Source organism: Stenotrophomonas sp. G106K1 (assembly GCF_037969685.1).
In the GTDB taxonomy this organism is placed as follows: domain Bacteria; phylum Pseudomonadota; class Gammaproteobacteria; order Xanthomonadales; family Xanthomonadaceae; genus Stenotrophomonas; species Stenotrophomonas lactitubi.
In genome coordinates this window covers 32,825-52,362 of record NZ_JBBPFR010000020.1, presented here as the reverse complement: position 1 = coordinate 52,362, position 19,538 = coordinate 32,825, and the positions used below count along the sequence as shown (strand labels likewise).

At 65.5% G+C, this 19,538-nt stretch carries 18 protein-coding genes and 1 pseudogene; 9 read left to right on the top strand and 10 right to left on the bottom strand.

Annotated features, from left to right (window positions below):
• Window positions 1-37: 37 nt before the first annotated feature.
• The 4 genes from WKB25_RS16220 to prmB form a co-directional block, all read right to left on the bottom strand.
• Entirely contained in the window at window positions 38-1,066 is a 1,029-nt protein-coding gene (locus WKB25_RS16220; RefSeq protein WP_265953188.1) for an aspartate-semialdehyde dehydrogenase, read from the bottom strand.
• 91 nt (window positions 1,067-1,157) lie between these two features.
• Window positions 1,158-2,195, bottom strand: coding sequence for a D-glycerate dehydrogenase (locus WKB25_RS16215; protein ID WP_340571791.1), 1,038 nt, complete (start codon window positions 2,193-2,195; stop codon window positions 1,158-1,160).
• Complete coding sequence (gene aroC / locus WKB25_RS16210) at window positions 2,188-3,291, bottom strand: chorismate synthase (protein ID WP_340571790.1); 1,104 nt, start codon at window positions 3,289-3,291, stop codon at window positions 2,188-2,190. The genes WKB25_RS16215 and aroC overlap by 8 nt, the downstream gene beginning before the upstream one ends.
• Window positions 3,288-4,217 carry a 50S ribosomal protein L3 N(5)-glutamine methyltransferase gene (gene prmB / locus WKB25_RS16205; RefSeq protein WP_100461075.1) on the bottom strand — a complete coding sequence of 310 codons (930 nt, stop codon included), beginning with the start codon at window positions 4,215-4,217 and terminating at the stop codon, window positions 3,288-3,290. Before prmB ends, aroC begins: the two co-directional genes overlap by 4 nt.
• 123 nt (window positions 4,218-4,340) lie before the next feature.
• Here prmB and WKB25_RS16200 point away from each other — a divergent pair, with 123 nt between their 5' ends.
• Together WKB25_RS16200 and asd are read left to right on the top strand one after the other, a co-directional pair.
• Window positions 4,341-4,991, top strand: a complete 651-nt coding sequence (locus WKB25_RS16200; protein ID WP_025876141.1) for an SCO family protein — start codon at window positions 4,341-4,343, stop codon at window positions 4,989-4,991.
• Complete coding sequence (gene asd, locus WKB25_RS16195; protein ID WP_340571788.1) at window positions 4,988-5,830, top strand: archaetidylserine decarboxylase; 843 nt, start codon at window positions 4,988-4,990, stop codon at window positions 5,828-5,830. Before WKB25_RS16200 ends, asd begins: the two co-directional genes overlap by 4 nt.
• A gap of 123 nt (window positions 5,831-5,953) precedes the next feature.
• On the opposite strand, the gene WKB25_RS16190 is transcribed toward asd, so the two are convergent.
• The gene (locus WKB25_RS16190) at window positions 5,954-6,301 is read right to left on the bottom strand and encodes a ribonuclease E inhibitor RraB (RefSeq protein ID WP_180166314.1); all 348 of its coding nucleotides are present in this window, start codon (window positions 6,299-6,301) and stop codon (window positions 5,954-5,956) included.
• A gap of 23 nt (window positions 6,302-6,324) precedes the next feature.
• Window positions 6,325-7,935, bottom strand: a complete 1,611-nt coding sequence (locus WKB25_RS16185) for a transglycosylase SLT domain-containing protein (protein WP_340571787.1) — start codon at window positions 7,933-7,935, stop codon at window positions 6,325-6,327.
• 122 nt (window positions 7,936-8,057) lie between these two features.
• On the opposite strand from WKB25_RS16185, the gene WKB25_RS16180 reads away from it, so the two are divergent.
• Window positions 8,058-9,563 carry a helicase HerA-like domain-containing protein gene (locus WKB25_RS16180; protein ID WP_340571786.1) on the top strand — a complete coding sequence of 502 codons (1,506 nt, stop codon included), beginning with the start codon at window positions 8,058-8,060 and terminating at the stop codon, window positions 9,561-9,563.
• Window positions 9,564-9,641: 78 nt separating this feature from the next.
• Window positions 9,642-10,157 (top strand): transcription elongation factor GreB, encoded by a 516-nt coding sequence (gene greB / locus WKB25_RS16175; RefSeq protein ID WP_340571785.1) that lies wholly within the window; start codon window positions 9,642-9,644, stop codon window positions 10,155-10,157.
• A gap of 43 nt (window positions 10,158-10,200) precedes the next feature.
• On the opposite strand, the gene WKB25_RS16170 is transcribed toward greB, so the two are convergent.
• Both WKB25_RS16170 and rimO read right to left on the bottom strand, forming a co-directional pair.
• Window positions 10,201-11,025 carry a DUF3025 domain-containing protein gene (locus tag WKB25_RS16170; RefSeq protein WP_340571782.1) on the bottom strand — a complete coding sequence of 275 codons (825 nt, stop codon included), beginning with the start codon at window positions 11,023-11,025 and terminating at the stop codon, window positions 10,201-10,203.
• Window positions 11,022-12,383, bottom strand: coding sequence for a 30S ribosomal protein S12 methylthiotransferase RimO (gene rimO, locus WKB25_RS16165; RefSeq protein ID WP_340571781.1), 1,362 nt, complete (start codon window positions 12,381-12,383; stop codon window positions 11,022-11,024). The genes WKB25_RS16170 and rimO overlap by 4 nt, the downstream gene beginning before the upstream one ends.
• 206 nt (window positions 12,384-12,589) lie before the next feature.
• Between rimO and WKB25_RS16160 the strand changes: the two genes are divergently transcribed.
• From WKB25_RS16160 to WKB25_RS16150, 3 genes are read left to right on the top strand one after another with little or no spacing between them, the layout of a single operon-like run.
• Window positions 12,590-13,261 (top strand): dienelactone hydrolase family protein, encoded by a 672-nt coding sequence (locus tag WKB25_RS16160; protein WP_340571779.1) that lies wholly within the window; start codon window positions 12,590-12,592, stop codon window positions 13,259-13,261.
• Window positions 13,258-13,680 carry an HIT family protein gene (locus tag WKB25_RS16155; protein WP_049447711.1) on the top strand — a complete coding sequence of 141 codons (423 nt, stop codon included), beginning with the start codon at window positions 13,258-13,260 and terminating at the stop codon, window positions 13,678-13,680. Before WKB25_RS16160 ends, WKB25_RS16155 begins: the two co-directional genes overlap by 4 nt.
• A gap of 15 nt (window positions 13,681-13,695) precedes the next feature.
• On the top strand, window positions 13,696-13,863 hold the full coding sequence (locus WKB25_RS16150) for a DUF5668 domain-containing protein (protein ID WP_025876120.1): 168 nt from the start codon (window positions 13,696-13,698) through the stop codon (window positions 13,861-13,863).
• Between the two features lie 65 nt (window positions 13,864-13,928).
• Here WKB25_RS16150 and dcd read toward each other — a convergent pair whose 3' ends face one another.
• Window positions 13,929-14,495 (bottom strand): dCTP deaminase, encoded by a 567-nt coding sequence (dcd, locus tag WKB25_RS16145; protein WP_089236335.1) that lies wholly within the window; start codon window positions 14,493-14,495, stop codon window positions 13,929-13,931.
• A 79-nt stretch (window positions 14,496-14,574) separates the two neighbouring features.
• Window positions 14,575-15,429, bottom strand: a complete 855-nt coding sequence (gene apbC / locus WKB25_RS16140; protein ID WP_089236336.1) for an iron-sulfur cluster carrier protein ApbC — start codon at window positions 15,427-15,429, stop codon at window positions 14,575-14,577.
• Between the two features lie 217 nt (window positions 15,430-15,646).
• Between apbC and WKB25_RS16135 the strand changes: the two genes are divergently transcribed.
• Window positions 15,647-18,442, top strand: a complete 2,796-nt coding sequence (locus WKB25_RS16135; protein WP_025876113.1) for a TonB-dependent receptor — start codon at window positions 15,647-15,649, stop codon at window positions 18,440-18,442.
• Between the two features lie 227 nt (window positions 18,443-18,669).
• Window positions 18,670-19,500 (top strand): annotated as a pseudogene (locus tag WKB25_RS16130) (TonB-dependent receptor); the annotation flags it as partial.
• Window positions 19,501-19,538 lie beyond the last annotated feature (38 nt).

The following is a 19,538-nucleotide window of genomic DNA, read 5'->3' as shown; positions in this document are numbered from 1 at the left end:
CCAGCGGCCGGCACTACCGGTCATGCAACAGCGGCGATCAGCGCTTCTCGGCGGCGACCAGCTCGGCCAGCTGCACCGCGTTGAGGGCAGCACCCTTGCGCACGTTGTCCGACACGATCCACAGGTTCAGGCCGCGCGGATGCGACAGGTCCTCGCGGATGCGGCCGACGTACACCGCGTCCGTGCCCGAGGCATGGGTGACCGGCGTCGGGTAACCACCGGCTTCGTGACGATCCACCACTTCGATGCCCGGCGACTGTTCCAGCAGCGCGCGCGCTTCGGCCACGGTCACCTTGTCACGGGTTTCGATCGCCACCGATTCGGAGTGGCCGTAGAACACCGGCACACGCACCGCGGTCGGGTTCACCAGGATGCTGTCGTCGCCCAGGATCTTGCGGGTCTCCCAGACCAGCTTCATCTCTTCCTTGGTGAAGCCGTTGTCCAGGAAGTCGTCGATGTGCGGGATCAGGTTGAAGGCGATCTGCACCGGGAAACGCTGCGGATCGATTTCCTGGAAGCTCAACAGCTGGCCGGTCTGCTTGCCCAGTTCTTCCAGCGCCGAACGACCACCGCCGGACACCGACTGGTAGGTGGACACATTGATGCGCTCGATGCCGTACTTGCGGTGCAGCGGTGCCAGCGCGACCAGCATCTGCATGGTCGAGCAGTTCGGGTTGGCGATGATGCCGCGCGGACGGTTGCCGATCTGGTCCGGGTTGACCTCCGACACCACCAGCGGCACGTCATCGTCGTAACGGAAGGCCGAGGAGTTGTCGATCACCACCGCGCCAGCGGCGGCGAACTTCGGGGCGTATTCCTTGGACACGCTGCCACCGGCCGAGAACAGGGCGATGTCCACGCCACTCGGGTCGAAGGTAGCCAGGTCCTGGATCTTGACCTTGCTGCCGTTGAACTCGACTTCGCCGCCGGCCGAGCGCTCGGAAGCGAGCAGGCTCAGGGTGCCGACCGGGAAATCGCGCTCGGCCAGGATGGCCAGCATGGTCTCGCCGACCGCACCGGTGGCGCCGACGATGGCGACGTGGAAGCTGCGTTGTGCATTGCTCATGGGGGAACTCTCACGAAAACGGGAAGGGGGGAAAACTCACGCACGACAGCTGGGTTCGGGGAGCCTCCTCGGATGGATGCGCGGAGGTTCCCTATCGTTTCCCGCTTTTTTTATCCATCGAGGCGCGCGCGGCAAGGGCCGCGTCGGCGTTGATCGCGCTCGGCATGCGCGCCGGGCTGCCGTCCAGGCCAAGCCCGGCCAGCAGATTGTCCACGGCCATCTGCACCATGGCCGTGCGCGTAGCCAGCGAGGCGCTGCCGATGTGCGGGGTTAGCACGATGTTGCGCAGGGCCAACAGTTCCGGCCGCACGTTAGGCTCGCCTTCGTAGACATCCAGACCGGCCGCCGCCAGACGACCGTTGGCCAGTGCATCGGCCAGCGCCAGTTCGTCGACGATGCCGCCGCGGGCGATGTTCACCAGCGTGGCCGACGGCTTCATCTTGGCCAGCGCGGCGGCGTCGATGATGTGGTGCGAAGCAGTGGTGTACGGCAGTACGGTCAGCAGATGGTCGGACTGCGCCAGCAGCGTGTCCAGATCCACATAGGTCGCACCGAGCACGGCTTCGGTATCGGCCGGCAGCCGCGAACGGTTGTGGTACAGCACCTTCATGCCGAAGCCGTGCGCACCGCGACGGGCGATGCCCTGGCCGATGCGGCCCATGCCGAGGATGCCCAGCGTGCTGCCGTGGATGTCGGCGCCGAGCATGGTCTGGAACGACCACTGCCCCCATTTCCCCTCACGCAGCCAGCGCTCGGATTCGGTGATCCGGCGTGCGGTGGCCATCAGCAGGGCGAAGCCGAGATCGGCAGTGGTCTCGGTGAGGACGTCCGGGGTGTTGCTGGCGAGGATGCCGGCGGCGCTGAGCGCGTCGACATCCAGATTGTTGTAACCGACCCCGACATTCGCGATCACCTGCAGCTGCACGGCATCGGCAACCTGGGCCGCACCGATGCGCTCGTTGAGGGTGATGATCGCGCCGTCAACGTCAGCCAGCTGCGCGGCGATCTGCTGCGGCGACCAGGCGGTGACGGTATCGGTGGTGCGCAGCTGCACACGATCACGCAGCGGCGCGATGGCCGCGTCGATCAGCGGCTGGCTCACCCAGACCGTCGGCCGCGCATCAGCCATCAAGCTGGCCGGGAATGCGCGGAGTGATGGTGCCGACGTCCCCGCACTGCGCGCGGTGGCGCAGCGCCTGGTCCATCAGCACCAGTGCCATCATCGCCTCGGCGATGGGGGTAGCGCGGATGCCGACGCAGGGATCATGTCGGCCGGTGGTGACCACCTCCACCACATTGCCTGCCGTATCCAGCGACTCACCCGGCAGGCGCAGGCTGGAGGTCGGCTTGAGCACCATCGAGGCGACCACCGGCTGGCCGGTGGAGATGCCACCGAGAATGCCGCCGGCATGGTTGCTGGCAAAGCCCTGCGGGGTCAGCAGGTCACGGTGTTCGGTGCCCTTCTGCATGGCGCTGGCGAAACCGTCGCCGATCTCCACGCCCTTCACCGCGTTGATGCTCATCAGTGCGGCTGCAAGCTCGCCATCGAGCTTGCCGTAGATCGGCTCGCCCCAACCCGGTGGCACATTGTCGGCGACCACGTCCACGCAGGCTCCGACCGAATCGCCGGACTTGCGCAGCGCATCCATGTACGCCTCCAGCTCGGGCACCTGTGCGGCATGCGGCCAGAAGAACGGGTTGTCTTCGACCACCGACCAGTCGAAACCGGCCGGGGTGATCCCGCCCAACTGCGACAGGTAGCCGCGCACGGTGATGCCGAAGCGCTCGGCCAGCCATTTCTTGGCGATCACGCCAGCGGCTACGCGCATGGTGGTCTCGCGCGCCGAAGAACGGCCGCCGCCACGCGGGTCGCGGATGCCGTACTTGTGCCAGTAGCTGTAGTCGGCATGCCCCGGACGGAACTGCTGGCCGATGTTGCTGTAGTCCTTGCTGCGCTGGTCGGTGTTGCGGATCAGCAGCGCGATCGGGGTGCCGGTGGTCAGGCCTTCGTATACCCCGGACAGGATCTCGACCTCGTCGGCCTCGCGCCGCGCCGAGGTGTGCCGGCTCTTGCCGGTGGCGCGACGCTGCAGGTCATGGCTGAATTCGGCCGCATCCAGCGCCAGCCCCGGCGGGCAGCCATCGATCACGCAGCCGATGGCCGGCCCGTGCGATTCGCCGAACGTGGTGACGGTGAACAGCTTGCCGAACGAATTGGAACTCACGGGCGCTGTGCCGCCAGTTCGGTGATGCGTGCGCTGTGGGCGATCAGCTCGCGGCACTCGACCGCGAAGATGCCCATCTGGCCGACCTTGAACTCGACCCAGGCGAAATCGACTTCCGGCAGCAGCTTGATCAGGTGCTGCTCGGATTCACCCACTTCACAGATCAGCAGGCCGTCCTCGCTCAGGTGCAGCGGCGCGTCGCGCAGGATCTTCAGCACCAGGTCCAGGCCGTCGTCACCGGCACGCAGGCCCATGTCCGGCTCGTAGGAGTATTCCTGCGGCAGGGCATCGGTCTCGTCGTTGGTGACGTACGGCGGGTTGGTGACGATCAGGTCGTAATGGCGGCCGGTCAGGCCGTTGAACAGGTCCGACTTCAGCAGGGTCACGTTGTGTGCCTGCAGACGTTCCTTGTTCTCTTCGGCCAGCGACAGCGCCTCATCGCTGAGGTCCACGCCGTCCACTTCCCAGTTCGGGTAGTAGTGGCCCATGGCGATGGCGATGCAGCCCGAACCGGTGCACAGGTCCAGCGCGCGGCTGACATCGCGCCCGGCCAGCCACGGCTCGAAGCCGCACTCGATCAGTTCGGCGATCGGCGAACGCGGCACCAGGGCGCGCGTGTCGCTCTTGAAGCTGAGGCCGGCGAACCAGGCTTCACCGGTCAGGTAGGCGGCCGGGATGCGCTCGTCGATGCGGCGCTGGAACAGCTCCAGTACCGCCAGCTTCTCTTCCCGCAGCAGGCGCGCCTGACCGTAGGCCGGGCCGAGGTCGTGCGGCAGGTGCAGGCCGTGCAGCACCAGCTGGGTGGCCTCGTCCAGGGCATTGTCGTAGCTGTGCCCGAAGGTCAGGCCCGCAGCGTTGAAACGGCTGGTGCCGTAGCGGATCAGATCGATGATCGTATGGAGTTCGGCGGCCGTTTCAGCGGTCATGGCGGTACTGCGGGCAAAGTGGCCCCCGATTATAGGGGTTGCCGCCTGCGCCGGCATCCGTTGCGGCAGAAACGATCCAGTCGCAGCCGGTATGATGGTGGCCACTTCCTGCGGCGGAATCCCATGTTCAATCGCAACGTCGGCATCATCCTGCTGATCGCTCTGGCAGCGGGCCTTGGCCTGCTCGCCGCCCAGCAGGTGTTCGCGCCGAAGCCGCCGGCCGGGCAGCCGGCCACCGAAGCGATCACCCTGTACCCGCAGCCGCGCGCCCTGCCCGACTACAACCTGGCCCAGTCCGACGGCACGCGCCTGATTCCCGGCGAGCTGAAGGGCCACTGGACCCTGGTGTTCCTCGGCTTCACCTTCTGCCCGGACGTGTGCCCGACCACCCTGGCCGAGCTGGCCGGTGCGCAGAACCAGTGGGAAGCCCTGCCCGATGGCCTGCGCCCGCGCGTGCTGTTCGTCTCGGTCGACCCGGAGCGCGACACCGCCACGCGCCTGGGCGAGTACGCCCATGGCTTCCACAAGGACACCCTGGCGGCGACCGCCGACATTCCCTCGCTGGAGCGCTTTGCCACCTCGCTGGGGTTCGTGTTCCAGAAGGTGCCGGGCAAGCACTTCGACGAGAATCCCGAGGATTACACCCTCGAGCACTCCGCCAGCCTGGCCGTGCTCGATCCGCAGGGCCGGCTTGCCGGCCTGGTGCGGCCCCCGTTCAACGCGCCGGCGATCGCCCGCGACCTGCAGAAGCTGACCGAGAAATCCGCCCCATGAGTCTGACCACCGCCCTGACGTACGTCCTGCCCCACCGCCTGCTGTCCTCGATGGCGCGTTCGCTGGCGTACTCGGACAACCCGCGCGTATCGCGCTGGCTGATCGACACGGTCACCCGCAAGTTCAACGTCAACCTGGATGAAGCGGCCAACCCGGACCCGCGCAGCTACCCGACCTTCAACCAGTTCTTCACCCGCGCGCTGAAACCCGGCGCACGCGTGGCCGATGCCGATCCGCGCAGCCTGGTGATGCCGGCCGATGGCCGCATCAGCCAGCTCGGAAAGATCGACGCAGGCCGCATCTTCCAGGCCAAGGGCCAATCCTTCACTGCCGCCGAGCTGCTGGGCAGCGCCGAGGATGCCAAGCCGTTCAACGAGGGCCTGTATGCCACGGTGTACCTGTCGCCACGCGACTACCACCGCGTGCACATGCCGTGGGCCGGCACCCTGCGCGAAACCGTGCACGTACCCGGCCGCCTGTTCAGCGTTGGCCCGGCCGCGGTGAACAACGTGCCCGGCCTGTTCGCACGCAACGAACGCCTGGTCTGCCACTTCGATACCAGCTTCGGCCCGATGGTCAGCGTGATGGTCGGTGCGCTGCTGGTGTCGGGTGTGGAAACGGTGTGGAGCGGCGAAGAAATTCCGCATTACGGCGACCGCATCACCCGCAAGGATTACCGGGGCCGCGGCATCACCCTGCAGCGCTTCGAAGAGATGGCGCGCTTCAATTACGGCTCGACCGTGATCGTGCTGCTGCCGCCGGGCGTGGCCGAATTCGCTCCGCATCTGGATGCCGAGCATCCGGTGCAGTTGGGCCAGGCGCTGGCGAAGCTGCGCTGAGGTTCATGTAGAGCCGAGCCGTGCTGGGCTCACGCTTGGCCAGTAGATCCACGCCATGCGTGGATGGCTTCAACGGAATGCCGGCCAGCGGCCGGCACTACCGGGCACTACCGGATGCGGGCGTTACTGCAGGGTCGGCGCCGGGCCGACGTCCATGCCGTCGTAGTCTTCCACGCCCATCTGCGTGGCCAGCGCGCTCAGTTCCTGGTTGCGCTTGTCCAGTGAGGTTTCGTCGTGGACTTCCACGCGCTCCACATGCAGCACGTGGAATGCAGCGTCACCGTCCTCCGGCTCCTGCTCGAACATCTCCACCAGCACATAGCCCTGCGCCTGCAGATGGGTGGCCAGTGCCTGCAGCGGCTCGGCGGTGGAGTGCACGAAGAAGTACCCCCACAGCAACGGGGCATCCAGGTTCCAGTCGGTGTTCTCGCGGAGGTTGGTGAACAGGTTGCGGGTGTCTTCGAGGTCCATGCGATATCCAGAGTGCGGAGAGATTATTTGTCGCAGCCCTGCAGCTTCAGCACCTGGCCGTGGCGCAGGCTGTAGCCGGGGGCCTTGAGGCCATTGGCGCGGGCCAGCACCGGCACATCGCACTGGAACTTGGCGGCGATCCTGCCCAGGGTCTCACCCTTGCCGACCTTGTAGCTGCGGGCCGGCTTGGCACGGGGGGCCGGCGCCGGGCGCGGCGCAGCCACCGGCGTGGCGGGCGTGGTCGGCACGCTGCTGGCGGCATTGGGATCGGCCACCGGCACCACCCCGCCCACGGCCACGCTGCCGGTGTAGATGGCGGCGCTCGGGCGCACGATCGCGGCATTGAGGTCGGCGGTAATCAGGGTACGGGCCAGATCCGCACGCGGGCCGCTGACGCAGTTGCGCGTGTACAGGCCGGCGATGCGGTTGGTGGCGTTGATGAGGGTTCCTGCCGGAATCCAGCCATCGGCCTCATAGCGCGGGTTGAGGTTGCGCAATGCGCGCATGTAGCCATCGCGGGTGCCATGGCTGCCCAGGCAGATGGTCAGTTCGTAGATCGTGGTCGAGCGGGCCAGGCGGATGGTGGCCGGCTGCGCGTTGATCTTCGGGAACTCCACGCCGTACTGCTGGGGGTGCAGGAAGATCCAGGACGCGGCGATCACCATCGGCACGTAGTCCTTGGTTTCGCCCGGGAACTGGTTGTAGACGCTGTCCACCCAGAAGCTCTGGCCCGGGTACTGCTTGTAGACGCGCGCCGCGCGGCCCTCACCGCCGTTGTAGCCGGCCAGCGACAGTTCGACGTTATTGTTGAGTTCGCGCATGCGCTCGTTGAGGTACGTCGCGCTGGCTTCAGCGGCGCTGCGCGCATCGAAGCGGGTATCGAAACCGGTACCGTCCGGGCCCAGGCCGAAGCGGCGACCGGTGGCCGGCATGAACTGCATCAGGCCCGCGGCGCCCGCACGTGAGGACGCATGTACACGGCCATTGGATTCCTTGGCCATGATGCCAAACAGCAGCGCCTCGGGCAGGCCGCGCTTCTCCCATTCCGGCCACATCACCGCGCGCAGGTTCTGGTAGTTCTCGTAGGTGGTCATCAGCGCCGGGCGCATGTCGGTCAGCCAGCGGCGGATGCCGGCCTGCACGGCGGGGTTGTACTCGACCATGTTGTCGAAGGCATGGCGCTTGTCGTTCAGCAGCGCCGCTGCGCGGGCCGCCTCGGGCACGTCGGCAGCCAGCGGGCCGACATGGTCCGGGTCGGCTTCCAGGCGGTCGCCGGCTTCATCGGCCACGTCATCATCGGCGGCGGCATCGGCATCGTGCTTGAGCAGGCGCTTGTAGGTGGCCAGCATGTTGCTCATCTGGCAGCCCTTCTGCTTCACGCACTCGCTGATGACATCTTCCATGTCCTCCAGCGCGGCATCGGCCTCGTTGCGCCCCTTCGGATCGGCGTTGGCCACCAGCAGCACGGCATCGCTGTAGCGTTTCTCGGCTGCAGTCATGCGCTGTTGCAGTGCATCCACCTTCACCTTGTCCCGGGCCGAAACCCGCTGTGCGTGGGCCTCCGGTGCCAGGGAAACCAGGCCAGCCAGGGCCAGCAGCGGCCAGGTGCGGGAAATCAGGACAGGAACGGGCATTGGTGGCACTGTGTATGAAACAGGCAGGCAGAGTAGCGGCGCTGCCAAGGTCGGGGCAAGCCGACCTTCGGCCCGTCACTGTCGGCGGTTAACATTGGCACATTCATCACAAGGGCTGGACCATGGATCCGATTCTGCTCGGCAAAGGCATCACCGACGATGTGGCTGTCACCCTGCTGCCGAAACTCGGCAACCGCCATGGGCTGGTAGCCGGCGCCACCGGCACCGGCAAGACCGTGACCCTGATGACCCTGGCCGAGGGCTTCTCGCGGATCGGGGTGCCGGTGTTCCTGGCCGATGTGAAGGGCGATGTGTCTGGTCTGGCGGTGCCGGGTACCGGCGCTGAGAACCTGCTCAAGCGCGCGGCCGAGATCGGCGTGAGCGACTATACCCCGGCGGCCAGCCCCACTGTGTTCTGGGACCTGTACGGCAAGCTCGGCCACCCGGTGCGCACCACCGTAAGCGAGATGGGCCCGACCCTGCTGGCTCGCATCCTGGAATTGAACGACACCCAGGCCGGCGTGCTCGACATCGTGTTCAAGCTGGCCGACGACCGCGGCCTGCTGCTGCTGGACATGGACGACCTGCGCGCCCTGCTCGGCCTGGTGGCCGAAGAGCGCAAGGACATCTCCACCGAGTACGGCCTGGTCAGCGCGCAGTCGGTGGCGGCCATCCAGCGCGCCCTGCTGCGCCTGGCGCAGGACGGCGGCGAGCATTTCTTCGGCGAACCGGCGCTGGAACTCGCCGACATCATGCGGGTCAACCATGATGGCCGCGGTGTCATCGGCATCCTTGCCGCCGACCAGCTGGTGCTCAAGCCCAAGCTGTACTCCACCTTCCTGCTGTGGCTGTTGTCGGAGCTGTTCGAGCAGCTGCCCGAAGTGGGCGACCTCGACAAGCCGAAGCTGGTCTTCATTTTCGACGAAGCACACCTGCTGTTCGACGATGCGCCCCCCGCACTGGTACAGCGCATCGAACAAGTGGTGAGGCTGATCCGGTCCAAGGGCGTGGGCGTGTACTTCTGCTCGCAGTTCCCCGACGACGTACCGGCCAACATCCTCGGTCAGCTCGGCAACCGCGTGCAGCACGCGTTGCGCGCATTCACCCCGCGCGACCAGAAGGCGGTGAAGACCGCCGCCGAGACCTTCGTGCCGAACCCGAAACTGGATGTGGTGAAGGTGCTCAGCCAGCTCGGTACCGGCGAGGCGCTGGTGTCCACGCTGCAGGACAAGGGCGTGCCGATGCCGGTACAGCAGACGATGATCGCCCCGCCGCGCTGCCGCATGGGGCCGGTCACAGAAGCCGAACGTACGCAGGTGCGGGCCGGTAGTCCGGTCGGCACGCGCTACGACACCGCCATCAACCGCGAATCGGCCGCCGAACTGCTTGCCCAGCGCGCGCAGAAGGCGGTCGAGAAAACCGATGCGCCGGCCGCGCGCAGCCGTGAACAGGACGAGGCGCAGGAAGGTGGCTTCGGGCAATCGATCAAGGATGCGATCTTTGGCACCAAACGTCGCCAGGGCATGATCGAGACGATGGCCAAGCAGACCACGCGTACGGTCGGCACCAAGCTGGGCAACCAGATCGTGCGCGGCATCCTGGGCGGCATCTTCGGCGGCAAGCGCTGAGAGCCCCGGCAGCACCTTCGCGGCGCGCCGGCAACGGCGCGCCGTAGTTGTTTCATCCCGCACGAGAAGCCGCATTACATGTCGCGTTGGCGTCCCCCCGCAGAAAAGAGCACCGCGCTGATCACCGCCGCCGGCCATGCACGCTTGAAGTCCGAGCTGGATGAGCTGTGGCGGGTACGTCGACCCGAGGTGGTCAAGGCGTTGGCCGCGGCCGCGGCCGAGGGCGATCGTTCGGAGAATGCCGAATACACCTACCGCAAGAAGCAGTTGGGCGAGATCGATCGCCGCGTGCGCTACCTGACCAAGCGCCTGGAATCGCTGCGCGTGGTCGACACCACGCCGACCGATCCGCAGGCGGTGTTCTTCGGCGCGTGGGTGGAGCTGGAGAACGTGGACAGCGGGCAGACCAGCCGCTACCGCATCGTCGGGCCGGATGAGACCGATGCAGGGCTGGGCTGGATCAGCATCGATTCGCCGTTGGCGCGGGCCTTGTTGAAGAAGCGGCTGGATGATGAGTTTTCGGTGGAACTGCCCAGTGGTCATCACACCTTTGCGGTGATCGATGTCGAGTACGAGACTGCGGCCAAGGGCTGAGCCTCTGGCGGGCAGCGGCGATCAGCCGGGCACGGGCTCGGGTCTACGGCAGCGGCAGCGGCGGCGGGTAACGACGGCCTTCGCGCAGTGGGCGGAAGTAATCGTCGTTCACGTAGAAGGCTGATGTCTGATCGGTGTGCCAACCCGGAATGCCCGCCAATGGCAGCGGCCGCAGCTGCAGAGGATCGAGCAGCACCCTGCCCTCGTCGATCGCCTGCACAACCGCATCGATGCAGCCCGCATCGTCATCGCCCTGCAGCACGATGCATTTGCCCACCAGAAGCCGGCCCGGCAGCAGCGCCTGTTCCATCAAGGCGTGACCAAATACAGCGGCAATGGCGATCCGCCCTGACTGCCAATGGCTCGGTTCGAACAGCGCGCGCCAATCGTGAACATCCCAGGCTGCCAGCAATGCCCGGTCGCGCACCCGCACCACCATGCCGGTTTCATCGAACTGGGTCAGCGCGGCCTGCGCGCGGTTGCGCTGTCCTGCGGCCATGCGTTCGATGTGCCGGCATTGCTGCGTGTTGAGTGCGCGTTTGATTGGCAGGTAGCACGCCCAGACCAGGGCATTGAACAGGTCGTGCCAGTTGTCGGCACGGGTGGCGATACGCCCGTCGGCGATGCGCGCTTCATAGTGCAGGCCGTCGGCCAGCAGCGCCGCATCCTGTTCAACAAGGCGCTTGCCCGGCAGCGCCAGGCGCGCGTCCAGGTCGGACACGCGCGGCCAGTCCGCTGCGGTCAGCAGATCAGCGAATTCGGCGATACCGGCAAACAGCGGATGATCGAACACAGACCGATCCACCGCCGCGCGCAGCGGTGCCACGAAGCGGCGGGGGCCGCCATCAGCAGCCTCCGCCCCGGTCACAGCACCTTGAGGTCGAATGCCGGGCGCGTGGCCGGCGGCAGTGCGTCGCCGTAGAGGTCGTGCTCGTCGCTCTCGGTGATTTCCACGTCGACGAACTCACCCACGCGCAGCGCCACCTGGTCGGCGTTCTGGATATGCACCAGGCCGTCGATCTCCGGCGCATCGGCCCTGGAACGGGCCACCGCGATATCGCCTTCGATGGCATCGACCAGGCATTGCTGCACCGTGCCGATCTTGGCTTCCAGGCGTGCAGCGGAAATCTGCGCCTGCTTTTCCATGAAGTGCGCCAGTCGTTCCTGCTTCACTTCTTCCGGCACCGGGTCCGGCAGGTTGTTGGCCGTGGCGCCCTCGACGGGCGAGTAGGCGAACGCGCCGACGCGGTCCAGCTGCGCTTCGTCCAGGAAGGACAGCAGCTCTTCGAACTCGGCCTCGGTCTCGCCCGGGAAACCGACGATGAAGGTCGAACGCACGGTGATGTCCGGCGCGATGCGGCGCCAGTTCTGCACGCGCTCCAGGGTCTTCTCGACCGCGCCGGGGCGCTTCATCAGGCGCAGGATGCGCGGGCTGGCGTGCTGGAACGGGATGTCCAGGTAGGGCAGGATCCGGTTCTCGGCCATCAGCGGCACCACGTCATCGACGTGCGGATACGGATAGACGTAGTGCATGCGCACCCACGCATCCAGTTCAGACAGGCCTTCGCACAGTGCCTTCAGGCGGGTCTGGTAGGCCTTGTCGCGCCACATCTTCTCGGCGTACTTCACATCCACGCCGTATGCCGAGGTGTCCTGCGAAACCACCAGCAGTTCGCGCACGCCGCCACGCACCAGGCGCTCGGCTTCACGCAGCACGTCATCCACTGGACGGGAGACCAGCTTGCCGCGCATCGACGGGATGATGCAGAAGCTGCAATGGTGGTTGCAGCCCTCGGAAATCTTCAGGTAGGCGTAGTGACGCGGGGTCAGCTTGATGCCGTAGTCCGGCACCAGATCCACGAACGGGTCGTGCTTGGGCGGCAGCGCGGCGTGCACGGCTTCCATCACGCTCTGGTAATCCTGCGGCCCGGATACCGCCAGCACGTTCGGGTACGCCTCTCGGATCTGCTCCGGGCGCTTGCCCAGGCAGCCGGTGACGATGACCTTGCCGTTCTGGTTCATCGCCTCGCCGATGGCATCCAGCGATTCGGTCACCGCCGAATCGATGAAGCCGCAGGTGTTGACCACCACCACGTCGGCCGAATCGTAGGACGGGACGATGTCGTAGCCTTCCGACCGCAGCTGGGTGAGGATGCGCTCGGAATCGACGAGGGCCTTCGGGCAGCCAAGGCTGACGAAGCCGACTTTGGGGTTCAGCTGGGACATGGAATCGCGGGACTCTGGGGGCCTGGGCCCCTGCCGGCATGGCAGGGGGACCTGGGGGCCGGGGCCTGAAAGGGCGCCAGTATACCGGGGTTGGGGGGCGGCCTCTGAATCGTGTGAGCCGCCCGATCCCGCACAGCCGCTGACATCGCGCTAACCCGCCCAGCACCGACAATGCAGGCCTGTCCCCTGCAACGAGGTACCCCCCGATGTCCGAATGGACCACCCTGGACACGCATTACGGCCCGGTCCGCGCCTGGCAGGCACTGCCCGAGGGCAAACCCCGCGCCGCACTGGTGGTGGTGCAGGAAATCTTCGGCGCCAACCCGCACATCCGCAGCGTGGCCGAACGCTTCGCGGCCGAGGGCTACGCGGTACTGGCACCGTCGTTCTTCGACCTGGTGGACGGCCCCGAGGCCGACCCGGACGCCCTGCCCTACAGCCCCGAAGGCGTGAAGGATGGCCTGCAACGGGTCACCGCCCTGGGCATGGAAAAGGCGCTGGAAGTGATCCGCGCCGCAGCCACCCGGCTGGCCCCGCACGGCAAGGTGGGCACGGTCGGCTACTGCTGGGGCGGCAGCGTCGCGCTGCTGTCCGCGCTGCGCCTGGGCCTGCCCTCGGTGAGCTACTACGGCGCGCGCAACGTGCAGTTCCTGGATGAAGCGCCGAAGGCGCCGGTGATGTTCCACTTCGGCGCGCAGGACAAGAGCATCCCGCCGGAGGCGATCCAGGCCCATCGCGAGAAGCTGCCGCAGATGGCGACCTACGTCTATCCGGCCGACCATGCCTTCAACCGCGAGGTCGGACATGCGTATGATCCAGACAGCGCCGCCTTGGCGCTGCAACGCACCCTGGACTTCTTCTCGGAGCATCTTGGATGAGCGATTTCGAACTCGATTCACGCCTGGCCACCGATAGCGTGCTGGTGGCCGAAGGCCCGTTGTCGCAAGTGCGACTGATGAACGACGAACGATTCCCCTGGCTGGTGCTGGTGCCGCGCCTGGCCGGGGTCACCGAATGGATCGAGCTGGACGGTGAACAGCAGGACAAGCTGCGCACCGAGCTCAACCGCGCCTGCAAGGCATTGAAGGGCTCCGACGGGGTGGAGAAGATCAACATCGGCGCGCTGGGCAACATCGTGCGACAGCTGCACTTCCACGTCATCGGGCGTCATGACGGCGATCCGGCATGGCCCGGCCCGGTCTGGGGCAGCGGCCCGGCGCACCGCTATGAGCCGGCAGCGCTGGACCAGCATGTCGCCTACTGGAAGGAACGGCTAGGATATCCGGCCCATTCCTGAGCCAGTGCCGACCCGATGCGATTCAATATCGTTGCCGCCATCCTGCTGATCCTGATCGGCCTGTTCATGCTGGCCAGCAACCTGGGCTGGACCAACCTGAACCTGTCGCGCCTGCTGTTGACCTGGTGGCCGCTCGGCCTGGTGGCCGTAGGCATCGCGATCCTGTTCGGTCGCGGCAAATAAGCGAAGGCGGCGCATGCGCCGCCTTCGTGATCACGCAGAACGCCGGGCATCGCCCGGCGCTACCTTCAGGTGCGCGGCAGGGTCACGCCGGTCTGGCCCTGGTACTTGCCGCCGCGGTCCTTGTACGAGGTCTCGCACACTTCATCGGACTGGAAGAACAGCATCTGCGCCACGCCTTCATTGGCGTAGATGCGCGCCGGCAGCGGCGTGGTGTTGCTGAATTCCAGGGTCACATGGCCTTCCCACTCCGGCTCCAGCGGGGTCACGTTGACGATGATGCCGCAGCGCGCATAGGTGCTCTTGCCCAGGCACACCACCAAGGTGTCGCGCGGAATGCGGAAGTATTCGACCGTGCGCGCCAGCGCGAAGCTGTTGGGCGGAATGATGCACTCGTCGCCGACGATGTCGACGAAGCTGCCCGGATCGAAATGCTTGGGGTCCACGATCGTCGAGTTGATGTTGGTGAACACCTTGAACTCGCGCGAGCAGCGCACGTCGTAGCCGTAGCTGGAAGTGCCGTAGCTGACGATGCGCTCGCCATTGACCTGCTTGACCTGCCCGGCCTCGTACGGCTCGATCATGCCGTGCTGTTCGGACATCTGGCGGATCCAACGGTCACTCTTGATGCTCATGCTCTGTCCTGGGTGCAAGGGGGCGCGAGGATTCTAGCAGGGGGCCGGGCGTCGCCGCCGCAGCCCCGCCAGCGGGCCCTTACAGCAGCGAGGACAGGATCGGGATCGAGGCGCGCGGGCGCTTGCCCACCTCCTCGACCAGACGCTGGGCAGCGCGATGGTAGGCTTGGGCCGCGGCCGAATCCGGCTGCGCGGCGGTGATCGGGGTGCCGGCATCGCCCTGCTCGCGGATGCCGATCTGCAGCGGCAGCGAGCCCAGCAGCGGCACGCCGTACTGCGCCGCCATGCGCTCGCCTCCCCCCTCGCCGAACAGGTGCTCCACGTGCCCGCAGTTGCTGCAGGTATGCACGGCCATGTTCTCGACCACGCCCAGCACCGGCACCTCGACCTTCTCGAACATCTTCAGCGCCTTCTTCGCATCCAGCGTGGCGATGTCCTGCGGCGTGGTGACGATCACCGCGCCGGCCAGCGGGATCTTCTGCACCAGCGTCAGCTGGATGTCGCCGGTGCCCGGCGGCAGATCGATCAGCAGATAGTCCAGGTCGTCCCACAACGTGTCTTCGAACAGCTGGGTGAGCGCCGCCGTCGCGCGTGGCGCGCGCATGATCAGCGGCGTCTCGTCCTCGACCAGATAACCGATCGACATGGTGTCCACGCCGAATGCCCGCATCGGCTCGATGCTCTTGTTGTCGGGGCTTTCCGGGCGACCGGACAGACCGAGCATCGCCGGCACGCTGGGGCCGTAGATGTCCGCGTCAAGCACGCCGACGCGCGCGCCAAGCTGCTGCAGGGCAACGGCAAGGTTGACCGCCGTGGTCGATTTGCCCACCCCACCCTTTCCCGAGCCCACCGCGATCACGTTGCGGATGCGCGCATGCGGCGCCAGTCCCTTCTGCACCTGGCTGGCATGCGGACGACGGGAAGAACTGTTCACTGCGGACTCCGGGGTGAATCGATAAGAAGAACCCAACATCATACTAGCTGGACGTACGCTGACTGAAATTCAGGATTGCTACAGATTCGTGCACAGATTGTTAAGTTCATGTTACGTTCGCTGAGCACTGGTTTTGGGCTCCGCGGCTGGTTGTTGCAGCACGCACGATGGCGCATGCGCAGTGCCGTACTCGTATTTGCTCTTTGAACGGAACTACATGAAAGACCTTCGCAATTCCGCACGTCGCAATACCCTCGCTGTCGCCTTGATCTCCGCTCTGGTTGCCGCCTCGCCGGCAATGGCCCAGGACAAGGCCACCAACCTGGATAAGATCACCGTCACCGGTTCGCTGATCCCGCAGACCCAGGTTGAGACCCAGACCCCGGTCATGACCATCAGCGCTGAAGCCATCCAGTCGCGCGGCTTCAACAGCGTTGCCGAGGTGCTGCAGCAGTCCTCGCTGACCACCGGCGGCATCCAGGGCGGCCAGACCTCCGCTTCGTTCACCCAGGGCGCTGAAGCCGCTGGCATGTTCGGCCTGAATCCGGGTTACACCAAGTACCTGATCAACGGCCGCCCGATGATGTCCTACCCGGCGCTGTACAACGGCGGCGACGCGTTCAACAACATCAGCGGCATTCCGATCGACATCGTCGAGCGCATCGAAGTCCTGCCGGGTGGCCAGTCCTCCCTGTACGGTTCGGATGCGATCGCCGGCGTGGTCAACATCATCCTGAAGGACCACATGGAAGGCGGCAGCCTGTCCGTGCGTGGCGGCACGTCCACCGAAGGCGGTGGCAGCAGCTTCCGCGTCAGCGGTGCACACGGCTTCTCGGCGCTGGACGACCGCTTCAATGCACTGGTCAACGTGCAGATCGAAAGCAGCAACCCGATCTGGGGCTACCAGCGTGACCTGACCAAGCAGAACAACGCGAACGGCTACACCGCGCAGCTGCCGTCGAACGACTTCGCCGTCATCGACGCCAAGACCAACGCGCTGTACATGATGGACCCGAGCAACTGCGCCAACGTTGCCGGCCAGTTCGACGGCACCACCGTGCTGGCCAACCGCCCGACGGGCCAGTCCTGCGGCTCGGTCTTCGGCGCCGGCTACAAGACTCTGAAGAACGGCAAGGACAGCGGCCAGTTCTACTCGTCGATGACCTTCGACGTGAACGACAACTTCCAGCTGTTCGCCGACGTGCTGTACAGCAAGGAAAAGACCGAATACACCTCGGGCTCCAACTACCTCTGGTGGGGCACCAAGAGCACCATGGGCGGCTTCTATGACCAGGCCTCCGGCAAGCTGGTCAACCTGCAGCGCGCGTTCGCTCCGGAAGACATCGGCGGCGAAGGCTACAAGGGCATCCTGAACAACGACAAGAGCCGTGCCTACCAGGTCACCCTGGGCGGCAAGGGTGCAGTCGGCAACTGGGACTACAGCCTGAGCTTCACCCGTGGCGAATACCGCCTGGATGAGAGCAAGTTCCAGCGCTTCGGCAATGCCATCAACAGCTACTTCGCCGACAAGGTGCTGGGCCCGCAGCTGGGCACCCAGGATGGCTTCGGCATCTACAACACCAACTGGGGCGCGTTCTACTCGCCGATCTCGCCGGAAGATTTCGCTGGCTTCACCGGTTACACCACCAATCACAGCCGCACCTGGCAGAACCTGGCACGCGCGCAGGTCACCAACGGCTCGCTGTTCTCGCTGCCGGGCGGCGATGCCGGCCTGGCCGTGGTCGTCGAAGGCGGCAGCGAAGGTTGGGACTACAGCCCGGACCAGCGCCTGCTGGACGGCGACGTGTGGGGCTCGTCGGCAGTTGCCGGCAACGGCCATCGCAGCAACTACGCGGTGACCAGCGAGCTGCGCATGCCGCTGCTGGAGTCGCTGACGGTGACCGCTTCCGGTCGCTATGACGCCTTCAAGATCGCCGACAACACCGTCGACAAGGCCACCTACAGCGTGGGTGTCGAGTTCCGTCCGATTGAAAGCCTGCTGTTCCGCGGCAAGTACGGTACCGCCTTCCGCGCGCCGACCCTGCCCGACGCGTTCCAGGGCCGCAGCGGCTATTACGCCGCCAACTCCACCGACTACTACCGTTGCGGCGAGCTGGGCTACGTACCGGGCAACACCGACGCCTGCCGCTACGCGGACAGCGTCTCGGTCTACTCCGAACGTGCCGGCAACCCGGACCTGGAGCCGATCACCGCCGACGTCTGGAACGCGGGCATCGTCTGGGCGCCGATGGCGAACCTGTCGATCTCGGCCGACTACTACAACTGGAAGATCGAGAACGAAGTCGACACGGCCAGCACCGACCAGCTGCTGCTGGCCGAATACTACTGCCGCAACGGCCTGCCGAACGGTTCCTCGGCCACCTGCCAGAACGTGGCTGACTGGGTCGTGCGCGATTCGGCAGGCAACCTGAGCTCGCTGTACACCCCGAAGATGAACGTGGCCCGCCAGAACCTGCAGGCCGTAACCGTCGGCTTCAAGTACCTGCAGGACATCGGCCGCTTCGGTTCGCTGCAGTTCTCGGGCAACTACACCAACATGCTCAAGCGTGAAGTGCAGGCGCAGCCGGGCGAGGACTTCCAGGACCTGCTGGGCAACCCCAAGTCGATGTGGAACTACGACAGCTACGCCAAGGTTCGTTCCGACGCGTCAGTGGCCTGGTCGCTGGACAAGTGGACCACCACGCTGTACGCAAACTACATCGGCCACACCCCGAACTACCTGGCGGGCCTGAACGGCTACGAGTACACCCATGGTGCGTCGGGCTACAAGGCAGGCAAGTGGGCTTCGTACACCACTTACAACCTGAGCGTGAACTACCGCGTGCAGGATGACCTGACCCTGTCGCTGATGGTCAACAACGTGTTCAACAAGATGCCCGAGCAGCAGGCCCACAGCTATCAGGGCACCTCCGGCACGCCGTTCAACAACTACCTGTACAACGTCTACGGCCGTACCGTGTACGTGCAGGCCAAGTACGACTTCGGCAAGTAATCCCGTCGCTTTCCGGGTCTGATTCCGGACCAGGCCCCGCTTCGGCGGGGCCTTTTTTTTGGGGGTTGGACACGCCGCGCCAAATGCAGCGATGCCTCAATTGTTAATCAAGAAATATCTACACAACACTCATTCCGCCAAACTCGGCAGAGCTTTCATGATTTCGCAAGACGCTGTTTTTAAAGACATTTTGATTAACCTTACATACCGATCCATTGGAGCGTTACAAGCCGACCTATAGCGTCAGCCTGGAATTCCGTCCGATTGACAGCCTGCTGTTCCGTGGCAAGTACGGCACCGCGTTGCGCGCGCCCACCTTGTCCGATGCCTTCCAGGGTGTCAGTGGCTACTACGCCAACGGCTCCACCGACTACTACCGTTGCGGCCAGCTGGGCTACGACCCGGCCAACACCACCGGCTGCCCGTATGACAGCGTGTCGGTGTTCGGTACCCAGTCCGGCAACCCTGACCTGGAACCGATCACCGCCGGTGTCTGGAACGCCGGCATCGTGTGGGCGCCCATCAACAATCTTTCGGTGTCGGTGGTGCAGGACATCGGCCGCTTCGGTGCGCTGCAGTTCTCCAGCAACTACACCAACATGATCAAGCGCGAACTGCAGCCGCAGCCGGGCGACGACTACCTCGACCTGCTGCGCGACCCGTACGCGATGTGGAACTACGACCAGTACGCCAGGGTGCGCGCCGATGGTTCGATCGGCTGGGCCAAGGACAAGTGGGCCACCACCCTGTATGCCAACTACATCGGAAAGACGCCGAACTACATGGCCTACCTGGGCAACGGCTACGACGACCTCCACAGTTCCGGCTACAAGGCCGGCAAGTGGGGCTCGTACACCACCTACAACCTGAGCGTGAACTACCGGGCGATGAACGACCTGACCCTGTCGCTGATGGTCTACAACGTGTCCAACAAGATGCCTGACAACCAGCGGTACAGCTTCTCCGGCACTAGCGGCCAGCCGTACAACAACTACCTGTACAACGCTTATGGCCGTGCCATCTACGTGCAGGCCAAGTACGAATTCGGCAACAACTGATCCGTCGACGTCTTTTTCTGCAGCAAAAGACCCCGCTC

Excerpts from the sequence above, each read along its gene's own strand:
- WKB25_RS16150 (WP_025876120.1), top strand. The coding sequence starts at position 13,696 with ATGCGATTCAATATCGTTGCCGCCATCCTGCTGATCCTGATCGGCCTG.
- dcd (WP_089236335.1), bottom strand. The coding sequence starts at position 14,495 with ATGAGCATCAAGAGTGACCGTTGGATCCGCCAGATGTCCGAACAGCAC.
- rimO (WP_340571781.1), bottom strand. The coding sequence starts at position 12,383 with ATGTCCCAGCTGAACCCCAAAGTCGGCTTCGTCAGCCTTGGCTGCCCG.
- WKB25_RS16160 (WP_340571779.1), top strand. The coding sequence starts at position 12,590 with ATGTCCGAATGGACCACCCTGGACACGCATTACGGCCCGGTCCGCGCC.
- WKB25_RS16190 (WP_180166314.1), bottom strand. The coding sequence starts at position 6,301 with ATGGACCTCGAAGACACCCGCAACCTGTTCACCAACCTCCGCGAGAAC.
- WKB25_RS16155 (WP_049447711.1), top strand. The coding sequence starts at position 13,258 with ATGAGCGATTTCGAACTCGATTCACGCCTGGCCACCGATAGCGTGCTG.
- WKB25_RS16135 (WP_025876113.1), top strand. The coding sequence starts at position 15,647 with ATGAAAGACCTTCGCAATTCCGCACGTCGCAATACCCTCGCTGTCGCC.
- WKB25_RS16220 (WP_265953188.1), bottom strand. The coding sequence starts at position 1,066 with ATGAGCAATGCACAACGCAGCTTCCACGTCGCCATCGTCGGCGCCACC.
- WKB25_RS16180 (WP_340571786.1), top strand. The coding sequence starts at position 8,058 with ATGGATCCGATTCTGCTCGGCAAAGGCATCACCGACGATGTGGCTGTC.
- WKB25_RS16185 (WP_340571787.1), bottom strand. The coding sequence starts at position 7,935 with ATGCCCGTTCCTGTCCTGATTTCCCGCACCTGGCCGCTGCTGGCCCTG.
- WKB25_RS16200 (WP_025876141.1), top strand. The coding sequence starts at position 4,341 with ATGTTCAATCGCAACGTCGGCATCATCCTGCTGATCGCTCTGGCAGCG.
- asd (WP_340571788.1), top strand. The coding sequence starts at position 4,988 with ATGAGTCTGACCACCGCCCTGACGTACGTCCTGCCCCACCGCCTGCTG.
- prmB (WP_100461075.1), bottom strand. The coding sequence starts at position 4,217 with ATGACCGCTGAAACGGCCGCCGAACTCCATACGATCATCGATCTGATC.
- greB (WP_340571785.1), top strand. The coding sequence starts at position 9,642 with ATGTCGCGTTGGCGTCCCCCCGCAGAAAAGAGCACCGCGCTGATCACC.
- WKB25_RS16215 (WP_340571791.1), bottom strand. The coding sequence starts at position 2,195 with ATGGCTGATGCGCGGCCGACGGTCTGGGTGAGCCAGCCGCTGATCGAC.